Annotated in this window: 26 protein-coding genes and 3 pseudogenes; 14 read left to right on the top strand and 15 right to left on the bottom strand. The window is 70.7% G+C overall.

Annotated elements, in window-relative coordinates; genetic code table 11:
• Positions 1–518 precede the first annotated feature (518 nt).
• Positions 519–1,160: a hypothetical protein gene (locus tag ACFUK0_RS03620; RefSeq protein ID WP_380246372.1), complete on the bottom strand. Its 642-nt coding sequence runs from the start codon at positions 1,158–1,160 to the stop codon at positions 519–521.
• A 223-nt stretch (positions 1,161–1,383) separates the two neighbouring features.
• On the opposite strand from ACFUK0_RS03620, the gene ACFUK0_RS03625 reads away from it, so the two are divergent.
• A complete protein-coding gene (locus ACFUK0_RS03625) occupies positions 1,384–2,571 on the top strand; it encodes an amidohydrolase (RefSeq protein ID WP_380246442.1) in 1,188 nt (395 codons plus the stop codon).
• Between the two features lie 171 nt (positions 2,572–2,742).
• Positions 2,743–2,967 (top strand): hypothetical protein, encoded by a 225-nt coding sequence (locus tag ACFUK0_RS03630; protein ID WP_380246373.1) that lies wholly within the window; start codon positions 2,743–2,745, stop codon positions 2,965–2,967.
• Positions 2,968–3,015: 48 nt separating this feature from the next.
• Here ACFUK0_RS03630 and ACFUK0_RS03635 read toward each other — a convergent pair whose 3' ends face one another.
• Positions 3,016–4,182 (bottom strand): FAD-dependent oxidoreductase, encoded by a 1,167-nt coding sequence (locus ACFUK0_RS03635; RefSeq protein ID WP_380246374.1) that lies wholly within the window; start codon positions 4,180–4,182, stop codon positions 3,016–3,018.
• A 202-nt stretch (positions 4,183–4,384) separates the two neighbouring features.
• Between ACFUK0_RS03635 and ACFUK0_RS03640 the strand changes: the two genes are divergently transcribed.
• Positions 4,385–5,077 (top strand): TetR/AcrR family transcriptional regulator, encoded by a 693-nt coding sequence (locus ACFUK0_RS03640; RefSeq protein ID WP_380246375.1) that lies wholly within the window; start codon positions 4,385–4,387, stop codon positions 5,075–5,077.
• A gap of 46 nt (positions 5,078–5,123) precedes the next feature.
• On the opposite strand, the gene ACFUK0_RS03645 is transcribed toward ACFUK0_RS03640, so the two are convergent.
• From ACFUK0_RS03645 to ACFUK0_RS03660, 4 genes are all read right to left on the bottom strand, one after another.
• Positions 5,124–5,348 (bottom strand): hypothetical protein, encoded by a 225-nt coding sequence (locus tag ACFUK0_RS03645; protein WP_380246376.1) that lies wholly within the window; start codon positions 5,346–5,348, stop codon positions 5,124–5,126.
• A gap of 6 nt (positions 5,349–5,354) precedes the next feature.
• Positions 5,355–6,014 (bottom strand): hypothetical protein, encoded by a 660-nt coding sequence (locus ACFUK0_RS03650; RefSeq protein ID WP_380246377.1) that lies wholly within the window; start codon positions 6,012–6,014, stop codon positions 5,355–5,357.
• Positions 6,015–6,056: 42 nt separating this feature from the next.
• Complete coding sequence (locus ACFUK0_RS03655; RefSeq protein ID WP_380246378.1) at positions 6,057–6,452, bottom strand: hypothetical protein; 396 nt, start codon at positions 6,450–6,452, stop codon at positions 6,057–6,059.
• Between the two features lie 69 nt (positions 6,453–6,521).
• Entirely contained in the window at positions 6,522–7,208 is a 687-nt protein-coding gene (locus ACFUK0_RS03660) for a hypothetical protein (protein ID WP_380246379.1), read from the bottom strand.
• 216 nt (positions 7,209–7,424) lie between these two features.
• On the opposite strand from ACFUK0_RS03660, the gene ACFUK0_RS03665 reads away from it, so the two are divergent.
• Positions 7,425–8,162 (top strand): VOC family protein, encoded by a 738-nt coding sequence (locus tag ACFUK0_RS03665; protein WP_380246380.1) that lies wholly within the window; start codon positions 7,425–7,427, stop codon positions 8,160–8,162.
• Between the two features lie 258 nt (positions 8,163–8,420).
• Here the strand turns inward: ACFUK0_RS03665 and ACFUK0_RS03670 are convergent, their stop codons facing one another.
• Positions 8,421–8,714, bottom strand: a complete 294-nt coding sequence (locus tag ACFUK0_RS03670) for a DUF1330 domain-containing protein (protein ID WP_380246381.1) — start codon at positions 8,712–8,714, stop codon at positions 8,421–8,423.
• 188 nt (positions 8,715–8,902) lie between these two features.
• Here ACFUK0_RS03670 and ACFUK0_RS03675 point away from each other — a divergent pair, with 188 nt between their 5' ends.
• The 3 genes and pseudogenes from ACFUK0_RS03675 to ACFUK0_RS03685 all read left to right on the top strand — a co-directional run bounded on the left by ACFUK0_RS03675 (position 8,903) and on the right by ACFUK0_RS03685 (position 10,816).
• Positions 8,903–9,805: a LysR family transcriptional regulator gene (locus ACFUK0_RS03675; RefSeq protein ID WP_380246382.1), complete on the top strand. Its 903-nt coding sequence runs from the start codon at positions 8,903–8,905 to the stop codon at positions 9,803–9,805.
• A 344-nt stretch (positions 9,806–10,149) separates the two neighbouring features.
• Positions 10,150–10,341 (top strand): annotated as a pseudogene (locus tag ACFUK0_RS03680) (hypothetical protein); the annotation flags it as partial.
• 37 nt (positions 10,342–10,378) lie between these two features.
• Positions 10,379–10,816, top strand: coding sequence for a DUF4259 domain-containing protein (locus ACFUK0_RS03685; protein ID WP_380246383.1), 438 nt, complete (start codon positions 10,379–10,381; stop codon positions 10,814–10,816).
• 415 nt (positions 10,817–11,231) lie between these two features.
• On the opposite strand, the pseudogene ACFUK0_RS03690 reads toward ACFUK0_RS03685, so the two are convergent.
• Positions 11,232–11,355, bottom strand: a pseudogene (locus tag ACFUK0_RS03690) (transposase); the annotation flags it as partial.
• A gap of 232 nt (positions 11,356–11,587) precedes the next feature.
• Positions 11,588–12,526, bottom strand: a complete 939-nt coding sequence (locus tag ACFUK0_RS03695; RefSeq protein ID WP_380246384.1) for an SDR family NAD(P)-dependent oxidoreductase — start codon at positions 12,524–12,526, stop codon at positions 11,588–11,590.
• 205 nt (positions 12,527–12,731) lie between these two features.
• Here ACFUK0_RS03695 and ACFUK0_RS03700 point away from each other — a divergent pair, with 205 nt between their 5' ends.
• The 3 genes from ACFUK0_RS03700 (at position 12,732) to ACFUK0_RS03710 (ending at position 13,942) form a co-directional block, all read left to right on the top strand.
• Positions 12,732–13,319, top strand: a complete 588-nt coding sequence (locus ACFUK0_RS03700; RefSeq protein WP_380246385.1) for a TetR/AcrR family transcriptional regulator — start codon at positions 12,732–12,734, stop codon at positions 13,317–13,319.
• On the top strand, positions 13,320–13,457 hold the full coding sequence (locus ACFUK0_RS03705) for a hypothetical protein (RefSeq protein WP_380246386.1): 138 nt from the start codon (positions 13,320–13,322) through the stop codon (positions 13,455–13,457).
• Positions 13,458–13,711: 254 nt separating this feature from the next.
• Positions 13,712–13,942: a hypothetical protein gene (locus ACFUK0_RS03710; RefSeq protein WP_380246387.1), complete on the top strand. Its 231-nt coding sequence runs from the start codon at positions 13,712–13,714 to the stop codon at positions 13,940–13,942.
• Between the two features lie 179 nt (positions 13,943–14,121).
• On the opposite strand, the gene ACFUK0_RS03715 is transcribed toward ACFUK0_RS03710, so the two are convergent.
• From ACFUK0_RS03715 to ACFUK0_RS03725, 3 genes are all read right to left on the bottom strand, one after another.
• Positions 14,122–15,384 carry a DUF6357 family protein gene (locus tag ACFUK0_RS03715; protein WP_380246388.1) on the bottom strand — a complete coding sequence of 421 codons (1,263 nt, stop codon included), beginning with the start codon at positions 15,382–15,384 and terminating at the stop codon, positions 14,122–14,124.
• A 70-nt stretch (positions 15,385–15,454) separates the two neighbouring features.
• Complete coding sequence (locus tag ACFUK0_RS03720) at positions 15,455–16,117, bottom strand: hypothetical protein (protein ID WP_380246389.1); 663 nt, start codon at positions 16,115–16,117, stop codon at positions 15,455–15,457.
• Between the two features lie 323 nt (positions 16,118–16,440).
• Positions 16,441–17,127 carry a DUF402 domain-containing protein gene (locus ACFUK0_RS03725; protein WP_380246390.1) on the bottom strand — a complete coding sequence of 229 codons (687 nt, stop codon included), beginning with the start codon at positions 17,125–17,127 and terminating at the stop codon, positions 16,441–16,443.
• A gap of 932 nt (positions 17,128–18,059) precedes the next feature.
• Here ACFUK0_RS03725 and ACFUK0_RS03730 point away from each other — a divergent pair.
• Positions 18,060–18,479: a YciI family protein gene (locus tag ACFUK0_RS03730; protein WP_380246391.1), complete on the top strand. Its 420-nt coding sequence runs from the start codon at positions 18,060–18,062 to the stop codon at positions 18,477–18,479.
• Positions 18,452–19,783 carry an RNA polymerase sigma factor gene (locus ACFUK0_RS03735; protein ID WP_380246392.1) on the top strand — a complete coding sequence of 444 codons (1,332 nt, stop codon included), beginning with the start codon at positions 18,452–18,454 and terminating at the stop codon, positions 19,781–19,783. The genes ACFUK0_RS03730 and ACFUK0_RS03735 overlap by 28 nt, the downstream gene beginning before the upstream one ends.
• A 375-nt stretch (positions 19,784–20,158) precedes the next feature.
• Here ACFUK0_RS03735 and ACFUK0_RS03740 read toward each other — a convergent pair.
• Positions 20,159–20,383: pseudogene (locus ACFUK0_RS03740) on the bottom strand (aldehyde dehydrogenase family protein); the annotation flags it as partial.
• Between the two features lie 71 nt (positions 20,384–20,454).
• Complete coding sequence (locus ACFUK0_RS03745) at positions 20,455–21,318, bottom strand: SDR family NAD(P)-dependent oxidoreductase (protein ID WP_380246393.1); 864 nt, start codon at positions 21,316–21,318, stop codon at positions 20,455–20,457.
• Positions 21,319–21,514: 196 nt separating this feature from the next.
• Between ACFUK0_RS03745 and ACFUK0_RS03750 the strand changes: the two genes are divergently transcribed.
• Both ACFUK0_RS03750 and ACFUK0_RS03755 read left to right on the top strand, forming a co-directional pair.
• Positions 21,515–22,189: a TetR family transcriptional regulator gene (locus ACFUK0_RS03750; RefSeq protein WP_380246394.1), complete on the top strand. Its 675-nt coding sequence runs from the start codon at positions 21,515–21,517 to the stop codon at positions 22,187–22,189.
• Between the two features lie 79 nt (positions 22,190–22,268).
• Complete coding sequence (locus tag ACFUK0_RS03755; protein ID WP_380246395.1) at positions 22,269–22,997, top strand: NAD-dependent epimerase/dehydratase family protein; 729 nt, start codon at positions 22,269–22,271, stop codon at positions 22,995–22,997.
• Positions 22,998–23,156: 159 nt separating this feature from the next.
• On the opposite strand, the gene ACFUK0_RS03760 is transcribed toward ACFUK0_RS03755, so the two are convergent.
• Positions 23,157–24,713 carry a dolichyl-phosphate-mannose--protein mannosyltransferase gene (locus tag ACFUK0_RS03760; RefSeq protein WP_380246443.1) on the bottom strand — a complete coding sequence of 519 codons (1,557 nt, stop codon included), beginning with the start codon at positions 24,711–24,713 and terminating at the stop codon, positions 23,157–23,159.
• Positions 24,714–24,810: the final 97 nt, after the last annotated feature.

The following is a 24,810-nucleotide window of genomic DNA, read 5'->3' on the forward strand; positions in this document are numbered from 1 at the left end:
CGGGCTTGGGTCAGCTCTTCCTCACCTGGCCGCTGTGGCGGTTGAGTCGGTCGAGCGCACGGCTGGTGGGGTGAGGTTTCACGCTCGGGTGAAGGCCGCTGCCGCGGTGTGTTCACGGTGCGGTTGGGTGTCGTCCCGGGTGCACGGCCGGTACGTGCGGCGACTGGCCGATGCCGCGAACGGAGGCGTCCGGGCGATGACCGAGTTGATGGTACGTCGGTTCCGCTGTGAGAACCCGGCATGCCTCACGGTCACGTGCGTCGAGCAGGTGGACGGGCTGACGACAACTCATGCCCATCGCACGCCACTGTTGTGGCAGAGCTTGCCTCGATCGCGCGGTCGGTGGCCGCCAGGCCCGGAACCCGACTGGCCGCGGGCGCTGGTGGTGCCGCGCTGAGTCGGAGTTCGCCATGCCCGCCGGGCACATCGTCGAGCGGGAGATCGCCGAGACGGTGTCAAGGGCAGCGCTCCCTGCACGGATCGCCAAGCCGACTCCCTTCACGCACCTCGGGAGCTGTTCACCGCTCTGGAGTGAACAGGTGTGCCTGTTGGATCCCGGCCTTGCGCAGTTCGTCCGCGACGATGAGCAGCACGGTGCGTGCCATGTGCGGGAAGATCATGCCCTTGCAGTCCAGCCAGACTCTCGGCACCGCGGGGTCGATGCCGACGTAGTTGGGGTTGTAGAGGTCGGTGTCGCCGATGATCTCCTCGGCCTCTTCCGGCGGGAGTTCCCGGCCGTCTTCGAGAACCGCCCACAGCCGGTTCTCAGCAGCCGCGGTGAGCGCGGCAACGGCCAGGTCGTGGTTGTCCGATTCGACAGCGACCGAGAAGGCCTGGGTGAGCGCACCGCCGTTGTCGCCCCCGATGATGCGCAGCAGGTTGCGGTCCGTCGTGATGCCACCGGGCCGGCTCTCGCTGAGAACGGCTCGGCTCATCCAGTGGGCAGCCTGGGTCGGGACCCACTGGCAGACATCGGCGATGCGCCAGAGCATGGACGGGTCCGGGTGTCGTGCGGCTTCCTCGAACTGGGCGCGGGCCACGTCCCAGTCGTCGATCCCGCCTTCTTCCAGGATTTGGCAGCCCCGCCGGAAGTGCGCCTCGGCGTCGCTGCTGCTGATGGTGGTCGGCAGCGACTTCGTCTCATCGTCCATGGTGGCCATGCGTAGCACGAGACGCTGACAGTCGGTCTGTCCCCGAGGGTTTCCGGATGGGGACGTGCGGACACACGCACCCCCGTTCACCCGAATGCCCGCCGAGATGGCAGCCAGGGCGGGCCAGGCCAAGGGTGACGGCATGAGCGACGACCTCCGGCGCGGAGCCGACACCCAGGTGCTGGACAGGCTGACCGAGATCCGCCCGCGTCTGGAGGCGCTGTAAAGGGACCTGCATGCCAACCCCGAGCTGTCGTTCGCCGAGACCCGGACGGCGGGCGTGGTGGCGGACGACCTGAAGCGGCTCGGGTTCGAGGTCACCACCGGCGTCGGCCGCACCGGGGTGGTGGGTGTCCTGGCCAACGGCGAGGGGCCCAGGGTGTTCCTGCGGGCGGACTTCGACGCACTGCCCGTTCGGGAACAGACCGGCCTCGACTACGCCAGCAACGCGACCGGCACCGACCCGGACGGTCGGCAGGTGCCGGTGATGCACGCCTGCGGACACGACATGCACGTCACCTGCCTGCTCGGCGCCCTGGACCTGCTCGCCGCAGCACGCCGGTCGTGGTCCGGCACGATCGTCGCGGTGTTCCAACCCGCCGAGGAGATCGGCGCCGGCGCGCAGGCCATGGTCGACGACGGGCTCTTCGCCACAGCCGGCACCCCCGACATCGTCCTGGGCCAGCACGTGGCACCCCTCCCGACCGGGATGATCGGCTGCCACCCCGGACCCGCACTGGCCGCCACCGACGCGCTGCGGGTGCGCATGTTCGGACGCGGCGCCCACGGCTCACGCCCCGAGATGGCGATCGACCCGGTCGTCATGGCCGCCGCCACGGTGCTGCGCCTGCAGACGGTGGTCTCGCGCGAGATCGCCGGCGGCGACACCGCTGTCGTCACCGTCGGAGCCCTCAACGCGGGGACGAAGGACAACGTGATCCCCGACGAGGCCGAGCTCAAGCTCAACATCCGCACCTACACCCCCGAGGTCCGCACCACCGTCCTGGACAGCGTCACCCGCATCGTCAACGCCGAAGCCGCCGCCTCCGGAGCCCCCCGCGCCCCGGAGATCACCCCCCTCGACACGTTCCCTGTCCTGGTCAACGACCCCGCAGCGGTCCAGCGCACCATGGGAGCCCTGGCCGCGCACTTCGGCGAGCACGCCATCGTCGACCACGGGCCGGCCACCGGCAGCAAGGACTGCGGCATCCTCGCCTCCGCCTCCGGAGCACCCCTGTGCTACTGGTTCTTCGGCGGCGCCGACCCCGCCGTCTACGCAGCCGCCGAGAAGAACGGGACCCTCGGAAGCGACATCCCCTCCAACCACTCCCCGCACTTCGCCCCGCTCATCAACCCGACCATCGACATCGGCGTCCAGGCCATGACCATCGCCGCACTCAGCTGGCTCACCCCCCGCTGACGCCCCTTGCCGGACCGCTCCGAACCGCTGACATACCCCTGACCTGCAAGCCTACTGACGGCATCGCGTAGTGGGTTGGCGCGAGTCACCCGGACCGAGACCGGTGTTGAGGTCCTGGTGAGGTGCCGGATGCTCGTCGGCAACCGGGAGTCGGGGCGCCAGGATTCAGGGGTGACGAATCTGATCGACATGAGCGAGCGCGAGTACTTCGTCCAGTTCACCAAGCGGACCGGCATGTCCATCGGCCGCACATCCCTCACCGGCGTGGCAGCCTTCATGGTGGGTTACGACCAGGCGGCCCAACGGCCCGGCGGGCTGGTCCTGGCTGGTCGGCGCGAGTGGCTGATGACGAATTACCAGGTAAGCGGCAACCTCATCTGGGAAGCCCAGACGTAGGACGACGTCGGCGCGCAGGCCCGTGGTCGGTGCCGCTGCACGTCGGTGTCAGTGGCTGTCGTCGTCGGTGGCGAAGTCGGGCAGTTCGGTGGACAGGAGTTGTTCGGCGCCGTGGTCGAGGCGCTCCTGCATCTCGTGGGAGCGGGGCAGCATGGTCTTCTCGTAGGCCTCGATGGCGTCGGCGACGCTGTCGCTGCCCACGATGGCGAGGGCGAGTTCGGCGGCATCGAGCATGGCGAGGTTGACGCCGACGCCGAGCGGGGGCATCAGGTGGGCGGCGTCGCCGAGCAGGGTGACGGTGGGGTCGGGCTCCCAGGTGTGGGGCACTGGAAGGGCGTTGATGGGGCGGTCCACGTAGCGGCCCTCATTGTCCGTGAGCAGTCGGCGCAGGGTCGGCGACCAGTCGCGGTAGCGCTCCAGGAGCAGGGCGCGGATGCCGTCGGTGTCCTCGATGGTCAGGCCGCCGGTGGTGATCCAGTCGACGGGGACGCGCTGGAAGATGTAGACGCGGATGTGGTCGCCGCTGTTGCGCTGGGCGAACAGGCCGCGTTCGCCGTCGGCTGCTGCGGCGCTGCCCCGGCCGACGAGCTCGGCGATGTCGGGGTGCTTGTTGTCGACGTCGTGGAACCAGGCTTCGAGGAAGCTCACCCCGCTGTATTCGGGGAGGGCGGGTGAGACGGCGCGGCGGACCTTCGACCAGGCGCCGTCGGCGCCGACGACCAGGTCGGCCTCGGCGACGGTCCCGTCGGCGAAGTGCAACCGGCGCGGCCCTTCCGCGGGTCCTTCGACCGCGGTGAGGGTGTGGCCCCAGCGGACGGTGCCGAGCGCCAGGGAGTCGAGGAGGAGGTCGCGCAGGTCGCCGCGGTCGATCTCCGGTTTGAAACGTTCGCCCTCCTCGGGGGTGTGGTGGAAGACGATCGTTCCTTCGGGATCCAGCTGGCGCATCTCCTGCCCTTCGGGGCGGGAGAGACGGAAGAACTCCTCCAGCAGCCCGGCTTCACGCAGGGCGATCTGGCCGTTGTCCTCGTGCAGGTCGAGGGTTCCGCCCTGGTTGCGGACGTCGGGCCCGGCCTCGCCGTCGTAGACGATGACATCGATGTTGTGGCGCTGGAGGACACGGGCGCAGGTCAGGCCACCGGGTCCGGCGCCGATGATCGCGATGCGCGGCGCGGGTGTGGGTGCCAACGCGGGTGTGGGTGTGGGTGTGGTGTTCATGGTGGTACTCCGTTCGCGTCGCCCGGCACTGGGCAGCCGTGCGGGAAGGTGCCCGTACAGGGCGAGGTGAGTCGGCCGCGGCGCTCTCGCCGGGGCCGGCGGGGCGGTGGTCCGCGCTGCCGCCACTCCAGAAAAACACAACCACCAAAAAAGTGCAACGGCACAACTTTTTTACCCTGACACCTTTATGTACGATGGCAGCATGACGATCCCGACCACGCCCTCTGCTCCGACCCCGCCCCCTCCTCCGGCCGGGCGGCGCGAACGCAAGAAGGCCGCCACCCGCCAGGCCCTCGCCGACGCCGCCCTGAACCTCTTCCTCGCCCGCGGCTACGACCAGGTGACCCTGCACGAGATCGCCGAGGCCGCCGACGTGTCCACCACGACGCTCCTCAAGCACTTCCCCAGCAAGGAGGCCCTCGTCTTCGACGAGGAGGCCGACCAGGAGGCCGGGCTCGTCGACGCCGTCCGCGACCGCGCACCCGGGACGACCGTCCCCCAGGCGCTGGGCGCGCACGTCAAGCGTGTCCGCCTTCGCCCGGCCGACTCGGCCCCCCGCTACGCCGACTTCTTCGACCTGGTGACCGGCACCCCCGCCCTCGCCGACTACGCCCACCGCATGTGGATGCGCCACCAGGACGCCCTCGCCCGTGCCATCGCCGACGACGCCGGCCTTCCGCCCGGGGACCCGCACAGCGCAGCCCTGGCCCGATTCGCCCTGGAGGCCTCCGCCCTCGCCCACCGCTCCGAGGACCCGGAACAGGCCGTCGACGCCGCCTTCGACCTCCTCGAACGGGGATGGGGCGCCACATCGGCCCACCGGCCCGGCTCCGGCCGCACCTCACCGGCAGACCGCAGCCACCGGAAAGCCCCCGGCGCCGGCGCCGGGGGCTGACAGGGCGGCCACCCGGCTGCGGGTCGTCAGAAAACCCGTGGCGGCCTCACCGGTCCCCACCCCGGGGTCGGCGAAGTGGGCCGGGTACGGTCCCATCGGCCGCTTCCTCGCCGGTGCAGGTTTCGTTCTCGCCGTGCAGCAGCCGGGCCCCGACGGTCAGGAACTCCGCGCTCGCGGCGAAGAACTCTTCACCCTGCTCGGCCACCAGCCGGGCCGCCTCACGGATCCCGGCGATCTCACCCGCGATCCACCCGGTCTCCGTACCGGGCACCCGGTCTCAGTGCCGAGCGGGGTCCGGCATGTTGACCCCGGGGACGGCTTCGGAGAAGGCCGCGGCGACACGCTTGTTGATCACATCCGTCATCTGGGCGCGAATGTCCTTCGTGACGGCCTGGAACGCCGTGTCGGCGCGGGACCTGCTCAGCTTCCATGGGGGCGAGGCAGAGCACGTGAGGGACAACGCCAGCAACCGAAAGCTGCTGAGCGTCCCTCCCATCCGGTTGGGCGTGGTACCGGTGGCCTCCACCAGTACGGACCCCTCCCGTGCGGTGCGGCAGTCCACCGACGTCTTCCTGGGCCTGCCCGCGACTGTGTCGCCCTTGACCGTGCCCTCGCACGACACCCGCGTCCCCTGGAAGCCGGCGTGGAAGCCCGTCACGACCTTCCCGTTCCGCCAGCCCGCCGGGGCGGAGTCGCCCATCCGCCGCAGGTCGAAGCGCACCGTGCAGCGCAAGGTGCCGGAGAAGTCCCTGCTCGTGATCCTGTCGCCCTTGACGACGAAGGTGAACTCCTGCAGCCCGACAGGTGCGGACACCCGCTCGTTGACCCGCGCGAGAAGAAAATCCGCGAAGTCGTTGCTGTCAGCCACACGCCCCGCCGTCGACCCGACAACCGCGACGGCAACAGCGGCGACGGTACTCAGCATGCGCACGCGCATGGCACGGCCTCCCTCGGACAGCACCTGCCCGGCCGGGCCGTGTCACACCAGATGATCCCGGATCAGCACACCACGGCGCAGCCGTTCCCCCACCCCCGTACACGGGCGGCTCGAGGGCCGTTGCAGGGCCGGGAAGCGGAGCCGACGGCCACGCCGAAGAGCCAGAAGCAGTTGCCGCGCTTGCGGGTCGAAGCAGTCGAGGCCCGTCGGCGAGGCAACCCCCGCCGCGTAAACCGACGCCTCCGCCGCCATGCTCCAGCGCTTGGGGAAGTGGATCAGCGGACCGCGGGCCTCGCGGATCAGCAGGCCGGCCGACCACGGCGAGATGCCGTCCTCGTCCTCGGTGCGATCCGGCCACCGCTCCAGGAGCGCGGAGACGAAGGCCGCTTTCGACTCCGGACCCGGGTGGCGACCCGGCGGTCCGGGACCGGTCTCCATCAGCTGACCAGTCCCACCGACGATCGACCGGTGCCGACATCTCGCGGCTCGACCTGAGCCGCAGGCGCGTTAGAGCTGGAGGATCCGGCGCCACCAGGGCTGCGGAGCAGAGGGCGCCGTCTCGGGGGTGGCGGGGCCGGGGCGGCTCTCGATCGGGGTGTCCCACTCGATCAGCGCACCGGGGAACCAGGTGACCGGTTTGGTGTCGCCACACGCGTTCGCCCAGGCGGCGACGCGTTGGGCGCTGTCCCGGTCGGGCAACAGGCCGTGTTCGTTGGTGCCCACGCCGAGACTGAGCACACCGTCGTCGTAGAGGTCGTTGCACAGCCAACTGTGGAGCAGCCCGTAGTCGTAGCCGAGAACCTCCCAGCCGAGTTCGTGTCCGCCCTCGGCCACCTTCCGGGCGGCCTGACCGACGCCCCGACCGTCGAGGTGGGCGAACAGCACCGGCTCGTCCGTCCCGGCCGCGCGGATGTCCGCAACGAAGCCGCCGACATGCTCGGACGGCACCAGCAGCGCGTACAGGCGCGCCTCCGCGGGCAGCTGGAACAGGAGGCAGGCCGCCAACGCCTCCCGGGCGGTAGCGAACCAGCAGCCACCCAGCGAGAGCCGGTCGCTCAGGCACTCGGACGCCGTGATCAGCCGCTCCGTCCTGGGCATACCCGAGCCCGCGAGCAGCTCGGGCGCGGTGACGAAGTAGCCGGCGAGCAGGATCCCGTCGGGCACGTCAACGTCGGAAGGAAGACCCTCATTCATGCCCGCACCGTACCTGACCTGCGATGTCAAAGTCCGATGAGATGAATCCCAGCAGTCGAGATCCGCTGAGACCCGTCAGACTTCGGTGTGCCGGTGGTCAACGGGCTGCTGCCGGACAGGGTTGTCCCAGCTGACCCGTGCCACCGCGGCTTGACCCGCCTCGGCGAGGTTCGACCGTGTACTCCCGGCTCTGGGTCCGGTTCTAGGATTTGCGGTATGGCAACAAGACTCGTACAGATCAACATGAAGGCCCAGGACGACTCCGTGCTCGGCCGGTTCTGGGCGGAGGCACTCGGCTGGGGTGTCGACAGCGAGGGACCCGGCGTGACAAACCTCGAACCCGTGGGCTTCGACTACCCCGACCCCGCGGCCGTCTGCATCGACATCATCACCCGTCCCGAACCCAAGACGGTGAAGAACCGGGTGCACCTCGACCTGGCCACCACCTCGGCTGCCCACCAGGCGGAGTTGGTCGCGCGTCTGAAGGACCTCGGCGCGACGCTCGCCGATGTGGGCCAGGGCGATGTCCCCTGGACGGTCATGGCCGACCCGGAGGGCAACGAGTTCTGCGTCCTGGAACCCCGCCCTGTCTACCGGGACACCGGGCCGATCGCCGCGGTGGTGGTCGACTGCACCGACCCGCGAGCGATGGCCCGGTTCTGGGGCGAGGCGACGGACTGGACTGTGCACGAGGTCGCCGACGACCACGCCTCCCTGCGCTCCGCCCAAGGCGTCGGCCCCTACCTGGAGTTCGTACGCACTCCCGACACCAAGAGCGGGTGGAACCGCGTCCACCTCGATGTCGCTCCCTACCTCGATGACGACCTGGCAGCAGAGGAATCCCGACTGCGTACCCTGGGCGCCACCGACCCTGGCATCGACCAGTCCGTCATCTCCTGGAGAATCCTGGTCGACCCGGAGGGCAACGAGTTCTGCCTCCTCAGCCCTCGCTGAGCCTGAGCAGCGGCTCCGGCCCTCTCGGGTCAGCGGCGAGGACCGCGTGGCGTCAGCGCATGCCGCCGGAGACGGGGACGGCGTCCCCGGAGATCCAACGCGCATCGTCGGACGCCATGACGGCCCGAATGGGCCGTAAGGTCAACCTCACCGTCCACGAGCTCAAGCGCCTGGCCCGCAACGCCGCCGGGTCAGGACCCTTGCCGGGACCGTGTGCGTATCAGGTGACGGGTGCTGAGCGACGGCCGGGCCCGCCCGTCAGTCGATGCCTTCGGTGATGCGGAAGTCGCGCTCGAAGCCCTCGGGGAGGGCCACCAGCGCCTTCTGGTACGCCTCGCTCTCGTAGGCCGCGACGGCCTGTTCAAAGCTGTCGAACTCGATCAGAACGACGCGTTGCGTGATTCCGGCCTCGTGGGCGACGACGCGAGCGCCACGGGACAGCAGGCGCCCGCCCCCGGCCCGGACAGCCGGACCCGCCAGCTTGTCGTAGGCAGTCAGCCTCTCCGGGTCGGAAATGGCGGGGTACACACTGACCCAGTAGCCCTTGGCCATGGAAACCTCCTGTGTTCGGCCGGACACGTCCGACTTCGAATTGACACCCGGATCGATCGATCCCGGCGACGGGTACTGCGGTCGGCGGAATCGCCGTATGCGCAGGCTAGAACTAGACGTGCCGCCGAGGGAAAGACCGGTACGACATAGAGTCAGAACGGATCGTTATCAATCGGCGGGGAGGGCACGTGGCGCCGGATACGGTGAGCCTGCGGTACTTCCTGGTGCTGGCGCAGGAGTTGAACTTCACCCGCGCGGCCGCACGGATCGGTGTCGCACAGCCCGCACTCAGCGCCCGGATCCGCCGGTTGGAGGCGGAACTCGGTACGGCCCTGCTGGTCCGCACCACGCGTAGCGTCGTACTGACCACCGCCGGTGCGGCTTTGGCGGAGTCCGCGCCGCCCGCGCTGGCGGCGCTGGACCGGGCCTGGGACACCGCCCGGAGCGCGGCGGCCGGTGAACTGGGCACAGTGCGCATCGGATACAGCCTCAGCACCGGGGCCGAGACGGCACCGGCCCTGGTGGACAGGCTGATGCGCGGCACCAGCGGACTCGACGTCGGCGCGGTCCCGATGGCGACCCCGGAGATCTCCCCCGCGGTCGCCGACGGCCACATCGATGTCGGCATCACCCGCGGTGAACAGCCGGGCCGTGGCGTGCGCCGGTTCCTGCTGCGGCGTCTGCGCGTCGGTGTCCAGCTGGCGCAGCACCATCCGCTGGCCGAACACCCGGAGATCGAGATCGCCGACGCGGCCGCGTATCCGCTGCGGCTCCCGAACCGTGCGACCAACCCCGTGATCCACGATCAGCTGTCCGCACTGTTCCGAGACACCCGACCACACCCCCGATTCCACACGCCCGCCGTCTCTTTCGACATGTCCCAGCGCGACCTGCGTGACGGGGTCACCCTCGCCCCGGCCGGAGAAGCCGCAGCCACGGCACAACCGGCCGGCCTCACCTGGCGACCGCTGCGGGGCGCGCCCGGCCTGACGATCCACCTGGTCCTCCCACGCGAGCAGTCACCACTGCACCGCCGTATCCGTGCCGTCGCCAAAACCCTGGCGCACGAGCTGCACTGGCTGCCGGACTGACGAGCAGGAGGCCGAGCGAGACGGACGCCGGTGGTCGTGAGGCCGAAGACCTCGCGCCCGGCGGACGCGCCGGCGCCCGGCCGGCCGGCGTCCTCGGGGCCAGGGCCAGCCGGAACACGGTCATGCGACTGGTCGACGCGCTCCCGTATCCCCAGCCGCCGAGCGGTACATCTCCCACCACGGCTCGTGCCTGCGCGCGACCACCGCCCAGGCGGCCCCGGAGAAGGCAGGGGGCCAGGCACCGGCGGAGGCGGACGAAGGCTCGCCATGACCCACCGGGCACCGGTTCGCCGACCTCACCCGCGCCAAGCACTGACGATCTGCCCAGCCTCCGCACGTGCGTCAACGGTCTCGAACGGGATCTCCCCGCTGTCACCGCCGGCCTGACGCTGCCGTGGAGCTCCGGCGTCGTCGAAGGCCAGGTCAACCGAATCAGAATGATCAAGCGCCAGTTGGACGGACGGGCCGGCTTCAGCCTGCTGCGGAATCGTGTCCTGCTCGCTTCACAACGCCACTGTCGGTCGCCGGTGCCATGATCACCGCACAGCGACGTGAGGACGTGAGGAGAACGCCATGGGCACCTGGGGCACCGGTCCATTCGACAACGACACGGCCGCGGATTTCGCCAACACCCTCGACGATGCCGGGGCCGAGGAACGCGAAGCCCTGATCCGTGGCGTCATCGTCCGCACCCTCGGCGCGACCGACGATCTCAGCGACGCTGAGGAGGCGGTCGGGGCAGCAGCCGTGCTGGCCTCGCAGTGCCCGGCCGGCCAACCAAGCAATACAGGCTACGGCCCGAAGACACCCATGCCGGAGTTCCCCACCGATCTTCGGATACTCGCTGCTGAAGCACTCACGCGCATCGCAGCCGACGACTCCGGATTGGTATCGAACCACGTGGAATCGGGCGCCGCACACCGCTGGTTCGCCATGGTCAACGCACTTCGCGCGGTACTTGACCCACCGCCGCCTTCATTCGACATCCCGCTCTTCGACCTCGAAACCTGACGCAGCGTCACAGATCGCAGAGATGGACAAGAACCCGAACTCGTGATCAATGCCGTTCGCCGTAAGCGTCGCGTCGATCCAGCTGCGCAGTCCGACGCCGGCGGGGTCGACCCGGGCGAGCCATGGCACCGGCTGGAGCAGGTCGTCGTATCGGCGAGTGCCGGGGTCGGTGAGGAGGGTGCGGGGTTCGTCGGGGGCAGGGTCGGCGACCAGGCACAGCCAGGCCAGGCCGGCGCCGATGCGGACCTCGGGTGGTCGTCCAGGGTCTGACCAGAGGTCCCGGGCCCATGTGTGAGCGTGTTCACCCCGCCGGATCGCGCCCACAGCCGTCCGCACGCCGCAGTCCGCGCCGACCCACCGTTCGGGCCAGCCGGCCTGATTGAGCGGTCCGTGCCGACCATCAACGCGGAGGCCCGACCTCGACCTGGGAGTTCTCGATCCGGCCCGCAGTTCCGGTGTTCTGACGCTGGACTCCGACACCGTGGGTGCCTTTTTGTCGGGTCGCCCGTCTCGTCCAGGACCAGCACGGCCTCCTCGTCGCCGCGGTTGTCCGAGGTCCGATCAGAGCGTGAAGCGCGTGAGGCACGAGTCCGGTTTCCGTTCGTACCTCACAGTTGTCCGGGAGTTCGTCAGGCCGGTCGGGCAGGTCGGACAGGTGAGCCGAGTCCGGGCCACCGAAGGCTCGGCTCGGCACACCTCACCGCCGCAGGGGCCGGTCGGTGGGGTCGGACGCTTCCGATGCTCCGCAGCCGGGTTCACGGTGCCTGCGGGTCAGGGCCGTACGGCCCGCGTGTCGGTACCGAGCGCGTCCAGGAGAGCCAGTGCCAGGTGGTGGGCCTTCTCCTCTCGGGCGGCCGGTGACGTGCGGGCGGGTCGGCCCTTCGCGTCGAGGTAGAGCCCGGTGCGGCCTTCCAGTACGGCCGAGGACGCTGCGGCGAGCGTCGAGGCGGCGGCTGTGTCCGCGCTGCGCCGTGCCGGGCCGAGCCGGTAGTACAGCGCCCAGCCGGCCCGCATCGCGGGCGGCAGGAAGGTGCGGTCCATGGCGCGCGTCATGCTCGTGTCCGCCGGTCCCGGGTCGACGGCGGTGACCGTCACCGGGTCGTCCCCCAGTTCCCTGGCGAGCGCGAATCCGGCCATCAGGGCGAGCAGTTTGCTGCGGGCGTATGCCGTCATCGCGACATACGGCAGCGCTTCGGCCTGTGGGTCGTCGAGCGCGTCGGCGGCCCGCCGCACCATCTTGTGCGCGCTGGAGTTGACCAGCACGACCCGGGAGGCGTGGCCCGCCCGCGCGCTCCCGGCCAGTCGGCCGTGCAACAGCCGGGTCAGCAGGAGCGGTGCGACGGCGTTGACGGCGAGGTTCGCCTCCAGGCCGTCCGGGGTGGTCTGCCGGGAGCCGTTGTTGACGCCGGCGTTGTTGACCAGCAGGTGCAGCTGCGGGTGGCCGGCGAGGACCTCGTCGGCGAGCCTGCGGACGTCGCCCAGCACCCCGAGGTCGGCGACCAGCAGGCGGACCGAGGCCGGGTCGGCCCCCGCCGCCTCGGCGATCCGCCGGACGGCGACCTGCCCGCGTTCCGGGTCCCGGCCGGTGACGGTGACCTGGGCTCCTTGGCGGGCCAGGCCGACGGCAGTGCTCAGGCCGATGCCGCCGGTGCCGCCGGTGACCAGGGCGACCCGCCCGGTCAGTGAACGGTCGGGAACTCCTGTGCTCACGGCCGCCTCCCCTCCATGTGTTCGTCCGGGCCCGCGGCGTGTGCGGAGCCCGGGAATACCGATGCATGTACTGCATTCGATGCACTGACTGCACCGAACTGCTGCACCGGATACTAGGCCGCACGGAACTGAAGTGCAACGGTTGCATGACCTGCATCCAAGGCAATTGATGCACTGACTGCATCGAGAGGCCTAGGATGGTGCCATGGACCAGCGACCCACGCTCCGCGAGCGCGAACGGCAGCAGCGGCACCAGCTCATCGCCGACACCGCGCTCCGGCTCTTCGCCGACCGCGGCTACGAGGACACGACGGTGCAGGACATCGCCGCCACGGTCGGCATGGCACCGCGAACGTTCTTCCTGCACTTCCCCAGCAAGGACGACGTGCTGTTCGACCTGGACGCCCGGCGCTGCACCGACCTCGCCGACCGGCTCGCCGCCCGCACGCCGGGCGCCGGCGCCCTCGACACGGCCGAGCGCGTCGTCCACGGCTGGATCACCGAACGCGGACCGGAGACCGAACAGTTGCTGACCCGGGTCATCGGCGGGTCACCCGCCCTCGCCGCCCGTGCCCGCCTCCAGGCATCCCGCTACCAGGAACTACTGACCGCCGCCCTGCACACCGAGCTCGGCACCGGCCCGGACGACCCCCACCCGGCCATGGCCGCCGCGGCCGCCCTCGCAGGCTGGGAGCACATCGGCCGCCGCCACGCCACCGGCCAGGTCGCCACCGCTGACCTGCCCGGGCTGCTCGCGAACGCCACCGCCGCAGCCGCCCTGCTCACCACCTGAATGAGGTCCGCCGTCCTGGCCGAGTTGCTGCACGACCGCGACACCGCAAGCGCAGCAGTCATCAACCCGGCGATCCCGGTCCCCGTCCTGCACCGCATCCTGGCTGCGGCTGCGGCAGCCGTGGCAGCCAAGCCCTGAACATCGACACCCCGCACCACGGCCATGGGCACGTCGACGCTGAACGGGACACAGGCGGATACCCGCCGCGGGTGTGAGCCCGGCCAGGTGCGGCGTTCGTCGGGCGGGAAGGCCACGGCCGGGAGGGGAGGCCGCACCGGGGCACGGTCCGCCGGGAACCGCGATGCCCGCGGGAGGCGACTACTTGGGTGTCGTCATGTCGGCTTCGTGCTCGGCCTCCGGTCGTTCACCGCGTTCCCCGAGGGAGGCCGTCCGTGGCTTCGGTGCTGCTGAGTGTCCTGGCAGGCCTGTTGCTGCCCGTCGCCGTCCTCCTGCTGGTGGTCGGCAGAAGGTGGCTCTGGGGTCCCGAGGCGCTGGAACTGCGTTGGCGCCTCCTCTTCGTGGCGGTCCTCGCCGTGCTTCTCCTGGTGATCGGCGCGGGGCTGTGGAGCGATGCCGTCTGCGGCGCCGACTGCGAGCCGGTGTTGACGCCTGTCTACCCCTGATCGCCACCCGCCTGGCAGCCAGGCGGGACGTGCCCGCCCGGCCACCGATCGAACCCCGGCACGAGCAGTCCGCACGCAGCCCGACACCGCTGCAGTCGGCGCAGACGCTCAGTTCGCAGCTCCCCCCACCCGCTCTTCGCAGGTTCTTCCGACGGCGTCAGCGCGGGCTGCCGTTGGGCCTACCGGGCGTCGCGCCGCCGACGCGCGCGCTCGAACTCGTCGACATCCGATATCCAGGGACCGTGCTGTTCGAGTGCGGCGCAGCCGCCGCGGACGAAGGTGCTCACCAGGTTCCGGTACCCGGCGATCCCGTCGACCAGGCGGTACTCGACCCGGTACTCCGGCTCCGATCCGCCTTGACCCTCGCGCAGCGTCGTGATCCGGGCGATGGAGTCCGCGTAGAAGTGGAGCTGGATCCCTTCGCCCAGCTCCTCGTCCTCGATGGTGAACACCTCGTTGTCGGCGGCGGAGCGATCGCCGACGAACTCCCAGAACTCCGCGGCGGCAGTACGGGGACCGTCCCGTAGCCACTTCTTCTCGACGCCCTTGTCGTCGGTGAACGACAGGGCCGTCTTCCTCGCACTCCCCCCGAGGTCGGCGTGGTGGCCGGCAGCCTCCTCGTCATCCTCCATGGATGTGTTCCTGGAGCGGTCCGCGGCCTCCGAGCACATCAGGAAGCTCACGGTACGCACCGCGTCATCGACGAGCCCGGGGTGGGCACGGCGCACGGCCGCTTCGACCGTCGTCTCCATCCGTTCCCAGTCGCGCTTGTCCGTGGCGCGCTTTCCCCGTCGCGGATCGCGGCCGATCCGCCTCCCGGCGCACGCCTGCTCCGCAGTGGCGATCACTTGCATGACCTCGGGCAGCAGGGCCGGGTCGACGGCGTCCGGCGTCCGCTTCGGAGCCGTCGAGCCGTGCAGGTACTGGCCCGTGTACCTCAGAATCGCGGCGTCGAGTGGACCGAGTACTGTTCCGCGCTCCGCGCGACGGCGCTCCGCGTGGTACTCCTGAGCTCGTTTCCCGTTCGACGTCTCGGTCGCCGCGCGCATCGCCGCGCATACCTGACCGCGCTCCAGGAGACCGATGTCGGCCCCGTGGGCGATGAGCCGACTCCTGTCCCACTCGATGCGCTGGAAGAGCGCGTCGACGTCCGCGGGCGCGGCCAGGAGGATCGGGTCAAGGAGCGCGACGGCAGCGTTCTCGTCGAGCCGGCCCCGGGTTCCGGCGGCGTCGCACAGCGGAAGGACCGCACTCCACAACAGCAGGTGTCTGGCCAGGTCCTCCCGGATCACCGCGAGATGGGCTTCGCTGATCGGGAACGTGAACGTACGGGGCTCGTGGTTGGCATCGGCCCCGGCACCGAGCATCAGATTCAGCTCGCCGTCCTCGCGGATCGCGTTCGGGATCCAGCCGCTGGAGCGTGTGAAAACGATCTCTCTCATGGGTCATTCCTTCCCGGAACAGCAGCAGCCGGCCTCTTGGTGACGTTGCGGCCCCACCCCGCTCGCCTGTTCACGACCACCGTGCACACTCGACGTCGAGGCGTGGGTCGGTGCGCACCCAGACTTCTCCCCCGGCGGCACCGGCGGCACCGGCCGGAGCGTCGACTCGTTCGAGACCGAGGAACTCGATCAACTTGAGCAGTTCGGCTCGTTCGGCTCGGTCCTCGTCGACCCCATGCGAGTTGAAGAAGACGTAGTACTGGTCGATCGGGTCCACACAGCCCGAATCCGCCCAGATCCGGGCGACTTCCTCGATCGCCGCTGCTTCCGTCGTGATCGTGGCGGCGCGGGCGGCACCGCGGGTCTCCGGTGATGCGTCGAGGTCGGCGAGGTCGGAGAACCACTGGCCGAAGCGGTCGAGGCCGGCGAATCCGTTCTCGAAGAACAGCATCGCGCTCGGAAGGTAGCGATTGCCCCTGTCGACCTGGAGGTATTCCGACCGGGGCTGGTCCGCGTCCCTGATCCGGGAGATCACACCTTGCCCGGGCATGAGTACCAACCTCTGCCCCGACGGTTCGTCCTTGATGGTGTAGGTGTCAGAGTCCCGATCGCGGAAGAACGCAGAGAACGCCACGTAGGCCTCCTGCGGGTCACCCACGGAGACCTGTTGGTCGTCGCCGTCACCGACAGCGAAGACGAACTGTTTCGGTCCGGGCTTGTAGGGGCGAGCCATGTGCGTCCTTCGTTCACGTGGGATGGATCCACCGGCGTAGTCGAATCAGAGCGGACAGGCCTGTCCGTTCATCGCTGACGAGGAGCCAGGCGATCCGGCGGATCGGCCTGCCCCCGCACCCCGCCAGCGGTCACGCCCCACCAGGCCCCCCGTGGGCGGCGAGGGCCGCCTCCACCCGGTTGCGTCCACCGATGGTGGTCGAGTGGAGCGAGGTGTGCTGCGGCGTTCGGCATTCGATCATGATGCCCTCTGACCATCGGAGCTCATCAACCAGGGGTGCGGATCGGCCCGACGGAGAGACCGTCAAAGCGGCCTGTGGGCGGTCAGTGCGCAGCCGTGTCGTCCGGGCCGCCGGGCAGGGTCGGCAGTGGCCAGGCCGGGTCGGGTGACCAGGCGGTCCACGGGTCGCCGAACGGGCCGGCCTGTTCCTGGAGGAGGCCCAGGGCACGCCGGCGCGCGTGGTCGACCAGGGTGTGGAGGTCGTCGCCGATCAGGCCAAGTCGCCGGGCCTGCGCGTACTCGTCCTCGTCCTTCCACGACCAGGTCGAGAGGTCGGGCTCCGCCACCAGGTCGACGCACAGGTCGAGGGTGTCGATCCCGACGCCCGGCCGGCGGATGTAGGGGAGCTCGAAGTTCACGTACCAGCGGATCGGATTCCCCGTGACGGCGTCCTGGAACCGGTGAATGCTGAAGTGCTCCCCGGTCAGGAAGGTGCTGCGCAGGGCGGTGCCCGTCCAGCGGTAGGGGGCGGTGGTCCAGGTTCCGGCGGCGAGACTCCGCAGTCCGCTCTCGCGCAGCGCGGTGTCGCCGGTGCGCCAGGCCTCGATCCAGGTGGTCGGGGCGAGGGAGGTGATGCCGGGCCAGTAGGCGAGCTGGAGGGTGTCGCCGGTGTCGGCGAGGACCCGCTGCGGCATCGCGGTCCAGACCCGGCCCCGGTGGACGTCGCGGCGCACCGCGGTGCTGCCGGGCTCGAACCGGGCGGGCGGGACCTGCTCGGCGGGGGAGGTCACGACCGGGTCCCGGTCGTGCAGGCGGGTTCGTGCCAGATCGTGCGGACGACCCGGCCGCCGAGCGAGAGGTGCTCACTGGACCAGGTCCGGCAACACCCGCCGGCGGCATGTCGGCGGGACGGGGCCGACGGCATCTGGGTCCGGGACGGGACGGCGGCAGCTGCCGGGTGGCGGCGGCGGTGCCTGGTGGGAGTCGTCATGCGAAGGCTCTGCCCGCCCCGGCCGCCCGACGAACCCGGACTTCACTCGAACGGAGTAAGGCCGGTTCGTCCTCACCGGGTACTGGCCTGCGCCGATACCCGAATCTCGCCGGGCGCCGGCCGCGCGGACTCGCGCAACTCACCGGCGCGGGCCGACGGGGGTGGCCGAACTCCCCGCCGCAGGTCAGAGTGCCGTACGCTCCCGGCTCCCGGGGTCACCGTCGGCGCGATGAGCGGTGTGGAGAGGCCGGCGCGGGCGAGGTGGCGCCGGAGGGGGCGTTCGCGGCGTACTGAGCCGGGACGGCGCAGCCGAGCCAGTAGCTGCAGAGGCTGCCGTGGGTCTGGGCGGCGGTGACGCGGGCGCGCGAAACGCCGGTCGACCAGGTCGCGCAGCCGGTCGCCGGCGCCCGGGTTCCGCCCCGCAGCGTTGCAGGCACCGGCTCGGCGGGTTCCGCGGTGGGCACCGTTTCGCGCCGGGAGACGACGGGCGTCGGCGGGGCGGGTGGTGCCCGTGTGGGTGGCCGTCGCATGCATGGCGGCGACCCGGACCCGGCCAGATCTTCAAGGACAGTCGGGGCGTCGTCCATGCGGTCGAGGCCGACTGGCGGGGGACGAAGGCGTCTGTCGAAAAAAATTGGATCCGTGTTCGTGCGTCGTGTCGATCTGCGGCTGCGCCGTTCGACCTTGGTGTAGAGAGGGTCGGGTAGCGACCCCCGATCAAGGAGAACGATGATGGCGAAGTACATGCTGATCATGCGTGGCACGGACGAGTCCCTCGCGAAGATGATGGAGACGCCCTTCGAGGAGATGCTCGAAACGGTGGGCCGGTTCAACGAGGAGCTGATCCGGGCGGGCGTGCTCGTCGCCGCCGAGGGCCTGGACGACCCGTCCCAGGGCGTGGTGGTCGACTTCAGCGCGGAGACCCCGGTGGTCACCGACGGCCCCTACGGCGAGACGAAGGAGCTGTTCGGCGGCTTCTACCTGATCGACGTCGCCTCGAAGGAGGAAGCCGTCGAGTGGGCCAAGCGCCTCCCGGCCATCGCCGGCTCGAAGTGCGAGGTCCGTCGTGTGCCGGGCATCGAGGAGTTTCCGCAGGACAACGAGTGGATCAGCAAGGAGCGGGCGTGGCGCGAGCAGACCGGCCAGATCTGACGCCCGCGGCCGCCGACGGCCCGCCGAGCGCCGATGCGGCGCGGCGGGCCGCCGAGGCCGTCTGGCGGATCGAGTCCGCACGGATCGTCGGTGCGCTGGCCCGCTACACCGGGGACTTCGCGCTCGCCGAGGACGTCGCGCAGGAGGCGTTGGCGGAGGCACTGGTCACCTGGGCGCGCGACGGCGCGCCGGCCAGCCCGGTGGGCTGGTTGCTGGCGACCGCACGGCGGCGGGCCATCGACGGCTTCCGTCGCAAGTCGGCGCTCGACGAGCGGTACGCCGTGCTCGCGGGCGAGCTGACGGAGGGTGAGTTCAGCTCGGGCGCGGTGGCCGCGTCCGGCCGGCCGGACGACCTGCCGTGGGATCCCGACCGGGTCGACGACGACGTCCTCGCGCTGATGTTCACCGCCTGCCATCCGGTACTCGCGCCCGAGGCCCGGGTGGCGCTCACGCTGCGCGTGGTGGGCGGCCTGTCCAGTGAGGAGATCGCCCGGGCGTTCCTCGTACCCGTGCCAACCGTCCAGGCCCGGATCACCCGGGCGAAGAAAACGCTCGGCGCAGCGCACGTGCCTTTCGAGCTGCCGCCGTCCGAAGAGCGGCCGGGACGGCTCGGCGGGGTCCTGAGCGTCCTGTACGTGATCTTCACAGAGGGCTCGACGGCGACGACCGGCGACCGCCTGCTGCGCACCGATCTCGCCTACGAGGCTGTTCGGTTGGCCCGGATGCTCACCGCCCTGCTGCCCGCCGAGCCGGAGGTGTACGGGCTGCTCGCCCTGTTCGAACTCACCGCCGCGCGCTTTCCGGCACGTACCGGGCCCGACGGGGAGGCGGTGCTCCTGGAGGACCAGGACCGACGACTGTGGGACCGGTCGGCGATCCGTCGCGGTCTGGCCGCGATCGGCCGGGCCACGGCCCTCGGACGCGGCCTCGGCCCGTACGGTCTGCAGGCCTCGATCGCCGCCTGCCACGCGACCGCGCCTTCGGTGCAGGAGACCGACTGGGAACGGGTCGTGCTCCTCTACGAGGCGCTCGGCCGCGTGGCCCCCTCCCCCGTCGTCGAGCTCAACCGGGCCGTGGCGGTCGCCATGGCGAGCGGGCCGCAGGAGGCGCTGTCCATGGTCGACGAACTGGCCGTCTCCGGCCGCCTGTCGGGGTCGCACCTGCTCCCGAGTGTGCGCGGCGAACTCCTGGTCCGGCTCGGCCGGACCGACGAGGCCAGGGCGGAGCTGGAACTCGCCGCCCGGCTGTGCCGCAACACCCGCGAGCGGTCGGTGCTGCTGAACAAGGCTGCTGCGCTGGAGTGACGGCCCACCCACGCAGTGCGGCCGCCTCTGCACCTCGATCGGTGGGCAGGTCGACCGACGGTGTGGTCGTGGCTGGTCGGGAGCCGGCCATCGGCTCGCTGTCGTCGGGCACGACGCTCGGGGCGCCTGCGCCTCATGGTCTTCAAGTTGCCCTAGGGTGAACGGAGTTCCCGGCCGCGTCTCGTTGCCGGGACTTCGTGCTTCCTGGGCGGAGTCGGATCATGCGGTACGTGCGGCTGCGGCGGCGAGGGCCGGTGCTTCTCCTGTGGAGCGCGCAGACTCTGTCGGTTTTCGGTGACCGGCTGTACGCGCTGGCCGTGATGTGGATCGCGCGCCAGAGGGCCGGGGCCGGCTCGATGGGCTTGGTGGCCGTCGCCGAATCAGCGGTCCGGCGAGGGAGCCCATGCTGAGCGAGTTCTCCGGGGAGACCTTCAGGACGACGGTGTTGCCCGCGAGCAGGGCCGGAACGATCTTGCCGTAAGCGAAGGAGGTGGGCGCGTTCGAGGGGATGACGACGGCGACGACGCCGATGGCCTCACGCTGCCTTTCGTCAGGGTGGCGGCTCCTGCGGTCCGGCGACGGTGGCGGGCTGTCGGCGAGCCGAAGGAACACTCCCGGCAACCGGCGGCCCGCCGCTGCTCGCGAGGCCGGGCGGTCTCCCGCGCCCGGGGTCAGAGGGCGAACTCGACGGGCTCCTGGCCCTGCGGGACCAGGCTCGTCCACAGGGGGCTGGGGTTGCCGGTGGAGGCGTTGCGGAACTCCTCCCAGTACTGCTCGGCGCCCAGGATCTGCTTGACCCGGGGGATGACGACGCCGTCGGGGCCCGTGTAGTAGCGGACCTTCTCGATCTTCCCGTCGGTGACCGCCTCGTAGACGGCCTCGGCGGTCACGGCCGGCTTGGAACCGGTGCCCTGCATGCCGAAGAAGCGCTGCATGCCGGGGAGGTAATCCGGCGGGATGTCGCCGGCCTGGTCGATCTTGGTGAAGATGCGGGTGGCGTGGGCGCCCGGGAAGATCGCCTTCACCGAGACGCCGAAGTCGGCGAGTTCGATGTTGAGGCCCTCGGAGAAGGCGGCGACGGCGGCCTTCGACGCGGCGTAGACGGCGGTGTACGGGTACCCCTGGTCCGCGCTGATCGAGGAGATGTTCACGATCGCGCCGGACCGCTGCTCGCGGAAATGCGGCAGGAAGGCCTTGGTCAGGGCGATCAGGCCGAAGACGTTCGTCTGGAACTGGTCGTGCACCTGCCCCATGGAGGCCGCCTCGACGGGGCCCATGTGGTAGTAGCCGGCGTTGTTCACCAGCGCGTCGACGCCTCCGAACCGGGCGATCGCCCGCTCGGCGAAGGCGGCACCGGCCTCCTCGTCGTCGACGTCGAGCAGAAGCGTCTCCACGTCGGGCAGGTCACCGTGAACGGCCAGGTGCTCCTCCTTGCGGACGGTGGCCACGACGTTCCAGCCGCGAGCGGCGAAGAGGCGGGTGCTTTCGAGCCCGAAGCCGGAGGCGGTGCCGGTGATGACGACGGTGCGGTTCATGAGGGGCTCCTGGGGTCTGATGCGTTCACGGGGACGGCGCGGAGTTCACCTCCCGCGCCGGGAGGGTGCGGCCGGTGGTCAGACCGCGGGGCGCCGCCGCCCCGCCGGTTAGTAGACCGCCGGTCTCTTGTCTGCCGAAACGTTAAGAGACCGCCGGTTTATTGTCAACAGACCGCCAGTCTGTAATATGGACGGCATGACGACCTTCCAAAGGGCACGCAGCGAGGAGCAGCGTCAGATCCGACGGCGCGCGATCCTCGACACCACTGCGCAGATGTGCGACGAGATGCCGGCGAGCGCGGTCAGCCTGAACGAGATCGGCCGCCGGGTGGGCCTGGCCAAGTCCAACGTGCTGCGCTACTTCGACTCGCGCGAGGAGATCCTGCTGGAACTGCTCGACCAGGACTGGCGGCGGTGGACGAACGATCTCCCCGCGCCGCTGGAGGCCGCGATGCAGCCGAGGGCCGACCGGGCGGAGCGCGCTCGGGCCTTCGCGGCCGTACTCACCCGCTCGCTCGCGGCCGACCGCAGGCTCTGCGACCTGCTCAGCGCCCAGGCCGGCGTCCTGGAGCACAACGTCTCCCCCGACGTGGCCGCCAAGTACAAGCGGGCCGCCCTCGCCAACGTCGACGCCCTGGCCGCCCTGGCCCGCGAACACCTGCCCGAACTACACGACCGGGCCACCCGGCTGTGCGCCCAGATCGTGCTGGTGATCGGAGCGGTGTGGATCCACTCCCAGCCATCCCGGGCCATGCTCACCGCCTACGCGGCCGACCCCTCGCTCGCGGCCCTGCGCATGGACTTCGCCCCCACCCTCGAAGACATGATCACCACCCTCATCGCCGGGACCCCCGCCGGGCCCGCGACGTGACCACCCCGGCCGTCAGCCCGCCCCCGCCACCGTCCGGCAACGGCACCAGCACCGGCACACCCCCGTACAGGAGAGCAGCATGCGAGTAGCCGTCTTCGGAGCGTCCGGCATGGTGGGGCACGCGGTCCTCGACGCCTGCCTGCGCGATCCGCGCGTAGAGGATGTCCTGGTCATCGGACGCACCCCGCTGAACACCACCCACCCGAAAGTCCGCGAGATCACCCACGCCGACTTCACCGACTTCGGCGCACTCCAGGACGAACTGCGCGGCCTCGACGCGTGCTTCTACTGCCTCGGCGTCTCCGCGGCGGGCCGCAGCGAGGCGGAGTACACCCGCATCACGCACAGCTGCACCCTGGCGGCCGCACACGCGGTGAGCGCCGACAACCCCTCCTTGACCTTCACCTACGTCTCCGGCGAGGGAACCGACAGCACGGGAACGTCCCGCACGATGTGGGCGAGGGTCAAGGGCCGCACCGAGAACGACCTGCTGGCCCTGCCCGTGCACGCCTACATGTTCCGCCCCGGATACATCCGCCCCGGCGGTGGTGCCGTCTCCAAGACCACGGCCTACCGCTGGACCTACCGCCTCACGTCATGGCTCTACCCGCTCCTGCACCGGCTCGCGCCACGGCACACCACAACCGCCGAGCAGCTGGGACGGGCGATGGTCGCCACCGTGGGACTCGACGGCCAGGGCCCTCACGTGCTGCACAGCTCCGACATCAACCGCCTCGGCACCCCCGGCCCCGCGAGGCCGGCTGCCCCAGGGCAGGAACCCGAGCATGAAGACACCCCGACTGCGTGATCACGACACGTCCCCGGCGAGCTGCGCAGCAGGCTGCCGAGCGGCCTGCGACAGGGGTGGTACGTGTCCACCAGGCGCGGGGTGGCCTGGCCGTGTGCCTCAGCCCGCGAAGTCAGCGGAGTCGGCGGCACCCGTCTCCGACCGGACATCCGGCAAGGCTCAGTACCAGCTGTCCAGCCACAACCGGGCGCGCCAGTCCTCGTACGGGATGCTCTCCCCCGTGTAGATCGGAACGAAGTGGACGAAGTTCCAGCCGATCAGCAGCACGAGCACCCCTGCCACCACCGCACCCCGGACGCGGCGCCGGTCGCTCGCCCCCGGCGGCCCCGGCAGGGCGCCCAGCATCATCGTCAGGGCCAGGCACAGGTAGGGCACGAAGGCGACCGCGTAGAAGGAGAAGATCGTACGGTCCTGATACAGGAACCAGGGCAGATAGCCGGCTCCCACTCCGCACAGGACGGCGCCGGAACGCCAGTCGCGCCGCAGTGCCCACCGGTAGAGCAGGTGGACGAGCGCGCAGCAGGCCGACCACCACAGGAGGGGTGTCCCCAGGGCGAGGACCGTCTGCGAGCAGGCGGTTGCGGTGTGACAGCCGGCGGTGCCGGGCTCCGCCTGCACGTAGTGGAAGAGCACGGGACGGCCGAGAACCAGCCAGCTCCAGGGGTTCGACTCGTAGGGGTGGGGTGTGTGCAGCCCCACGTTGAACTGGTACACCGCGTGCTCGTAGTGCCACAGGCTGCGGAGCGGGGCCGGAATCCACGACCAGGTGCCGCCGCGGCCGTCGGCCCAGTGCCGCCCGTACCCCTGGCCGGACCTGAGCCAGCCGGTCCAGGTCGCCAGATAGGTCAGGGCGGCGACCACGGCCAGGGACAGTGCCGACCAGCAGTCCTTGCGCAGCACCGAGCGGTAGGGGTGACGCGCCCCCGCGGTGTGGCGGGCGCCGACGTCCCACACCAGGGTGAGGACGAGGAAGAAGGCCAGGAAGTACAGGCCGTTCCACTTGACCGAGGCCGATAGTCCGAGGAAGAGTCCGGCCGCGAGGCGCCAGGGCCGCGGACCCGTCCCGGCGCGGTCACCGATGTGCCCGGCCAGGTAGGCCCGGTCGGCCCCGTCCGGCGGCAGGGCGGCCGCGAGCCGGGCGCGCGTGCGGTCCCGGTCGACGAGCAGGGACCCGAAGGCCGCCAGCGCGAAGACCATCACCACGAGGTCGAGCAGCGCGGTGCGGCTCATCACGTAGTGCAGGCCGTCCAGTGCCATCAGTCCCCCGGCCAGGCACCCCAGCAACGTCGAACGGAACAGGCGGCGCCCCGTGCGGCACAGCATCAGCACCGACAGGGTGCCCAGCGCCGCCGTCATGAAGCGCCAGCCGAACGGGCCGAGTCCGAACATCCACTCGCCGAGGGCGATCACCCACTTGCCCGTCGGCGGGTGCGCGACGAAGGCCCCGGAGTCGGACAGGGGGATCACCTGGGGGCTGCCCAGGATCTGCGGGTCGGAGACCAGGCGGTCCGGCCAACTGCCCTCGTAGCCGAGGCGGAGCAGGGACCAGGCGTCCTTGGCGTAGTACGTCTCGTCGAATACGAGCGCCTGCGGGCTGTCCAGACGCCAGAAGCGCGACAGTCCGGCGAGGAACGTCACCAGCAGCGGCCCGCCCCAGCCGGACCAGCGCGCCAACCGGCGCACGGCCGCCGGAGACAGTCCGAGGGTGTGCCGCATCCGTGAACCGGGTTCGGGAAACGGCGCCACCAGGCGGTCGCGCACGGAGAGGTGCAGTGGCGCGACGTGCCCGGCGCCGGGCAGTTGCTGCTCCCCG

It is taken from the genome of Kitasatospora sp. NPDC057223 (genome assembly GCF_042669755.1).
Classification (GTDB): Bacteria; Actinomycetota; Actinomycetes; order Streptomycetales; family Streptomycetaceae; genus Kitasatospora.

Coding starts and splice junctions, on each gene's coding strand:
- ACFUK0_RS03620 (WP_380246372.1), bottom strand. CDS start 1,160: ATGGCCACCATGGACGATGAGACGAAGTCGCTGCCGACCACCATCAGC.
- ACFUK0_RS03635 (WP_380246374.1), bottom strand. CDS start 4,182: ATGAACACCACACCCACACCCACACCCGCGTTGGCACCCACACCCGCG.
- ACFUK0_RS03640 (WP_380246375.1), top strand. CDS start 4,385: ATGACGATCCCGACCACGCCCTCTGCTCCGACCCCGCCCCCTCCTCCG.
- ACFUK0_RS03650 (WP_380246377.1), bottom strand. CDS start 6,014: ATGCGCGTGCGCATGCTGAGTACCGTCGCCGCTGTTGCCGTCGCGGTT.
- ACFUK0_RS03655 (WP_380246378.1), bottom strand. CDS start 6,452: ATGGAGACCGGTCCCGGACCGCCGGGTCGCCACCCGGGTCCGGAGTCG.
- ACFUK0_RS03660 (WP_380246379.1), bottom strand. CDS start 7,208: ATGAATGAGGGTCTTCCTTCCGACGTTGACGTGCCCGACGGGATCCTG.
- ACFUK0_RS03665 (WP_380246380.1), top strand. CDS start 7,425: ATGGCAACAAGACTCGTACAGATCAACATGAAGGCCCAGGACGACTCC.
- ACFUK0_RS03670 (WP_380246381.1), bottom strand. CDS start 8,714: ATGGCCAAGGGCTACTGGGTCAGTGTGTACCCCGCCATTTCCGACCCG.
- ACFUK0_RS03685 (WP_380246383.1), top strand. CDS start 10,379: ATGGGCACCTGGGGCACCGGTCCATTCGACAACGACACGGCCGCGGAT.
- ACFUK0_RS03700 (WP_380246385.1), top strand. CDS start 12,732: ATGGACCAGCGACCCACGCTCCGCGAGCGCGAACGGCAGCAGCGGCAC.
- ACFUK0_RS03705 (WP_380246386.1), top strand. CDS start 13,320: ATGAGGTCCGCCGTCCTGGCCGAGTTGCTGCACGACCGCGACACCGCA.
- ACFUK0_RS03715 (WP_380246388.1), bottom strand. CDS start 15,384: ATGAGAGAGATCGTTTTCACACGCTCCAGCGGCTGGATCCCGAACGCG.
- ACFUK0_RS03720 (WP_380246389.1), bottom strand. CDS start 16,117: ATGGCTCGCCCCTACAAGCCCGGACCGAAACAGTTCGTCTTCGCTGTC.
- ACFUK0_RS03730 (WP_380246391.1), top strand. CDS start 18,060: ATGGCGAAGTACATGCTGATCATGCGTGGCACGGACGAGTCCCTCGCG.
- ACFUK0_RS03745 (WP_380246393.1), bottom strand. CDS start 21,318: ATGAACCGCACCGTCGTCATCACCGGCACCGCCTCCGGCTTCGGGCTC.
- ACFUK0_RS03750 (WP_380246394.1), top strand. CDS start 21,515: ATGACGACCTTCCAAAGGGCACGCAGCGAGGAGCAGCGTCAGATCCGA.
- ACFUK0_RS03755 (WP_380246395.1), top strand. CDS start 22,269: ATGCGAGTAGCCGTCTTCGGAGCGTCCGGCATGGTGGGGCACGCGGTC.
- ACFUK0_RS03760 (WP_380246443.1), bottom strand. CDS start 24,713: ATGCGGCACACCCTCGGACTGTCTCCGGCGGCCGTGCGCCGGTTGGCG.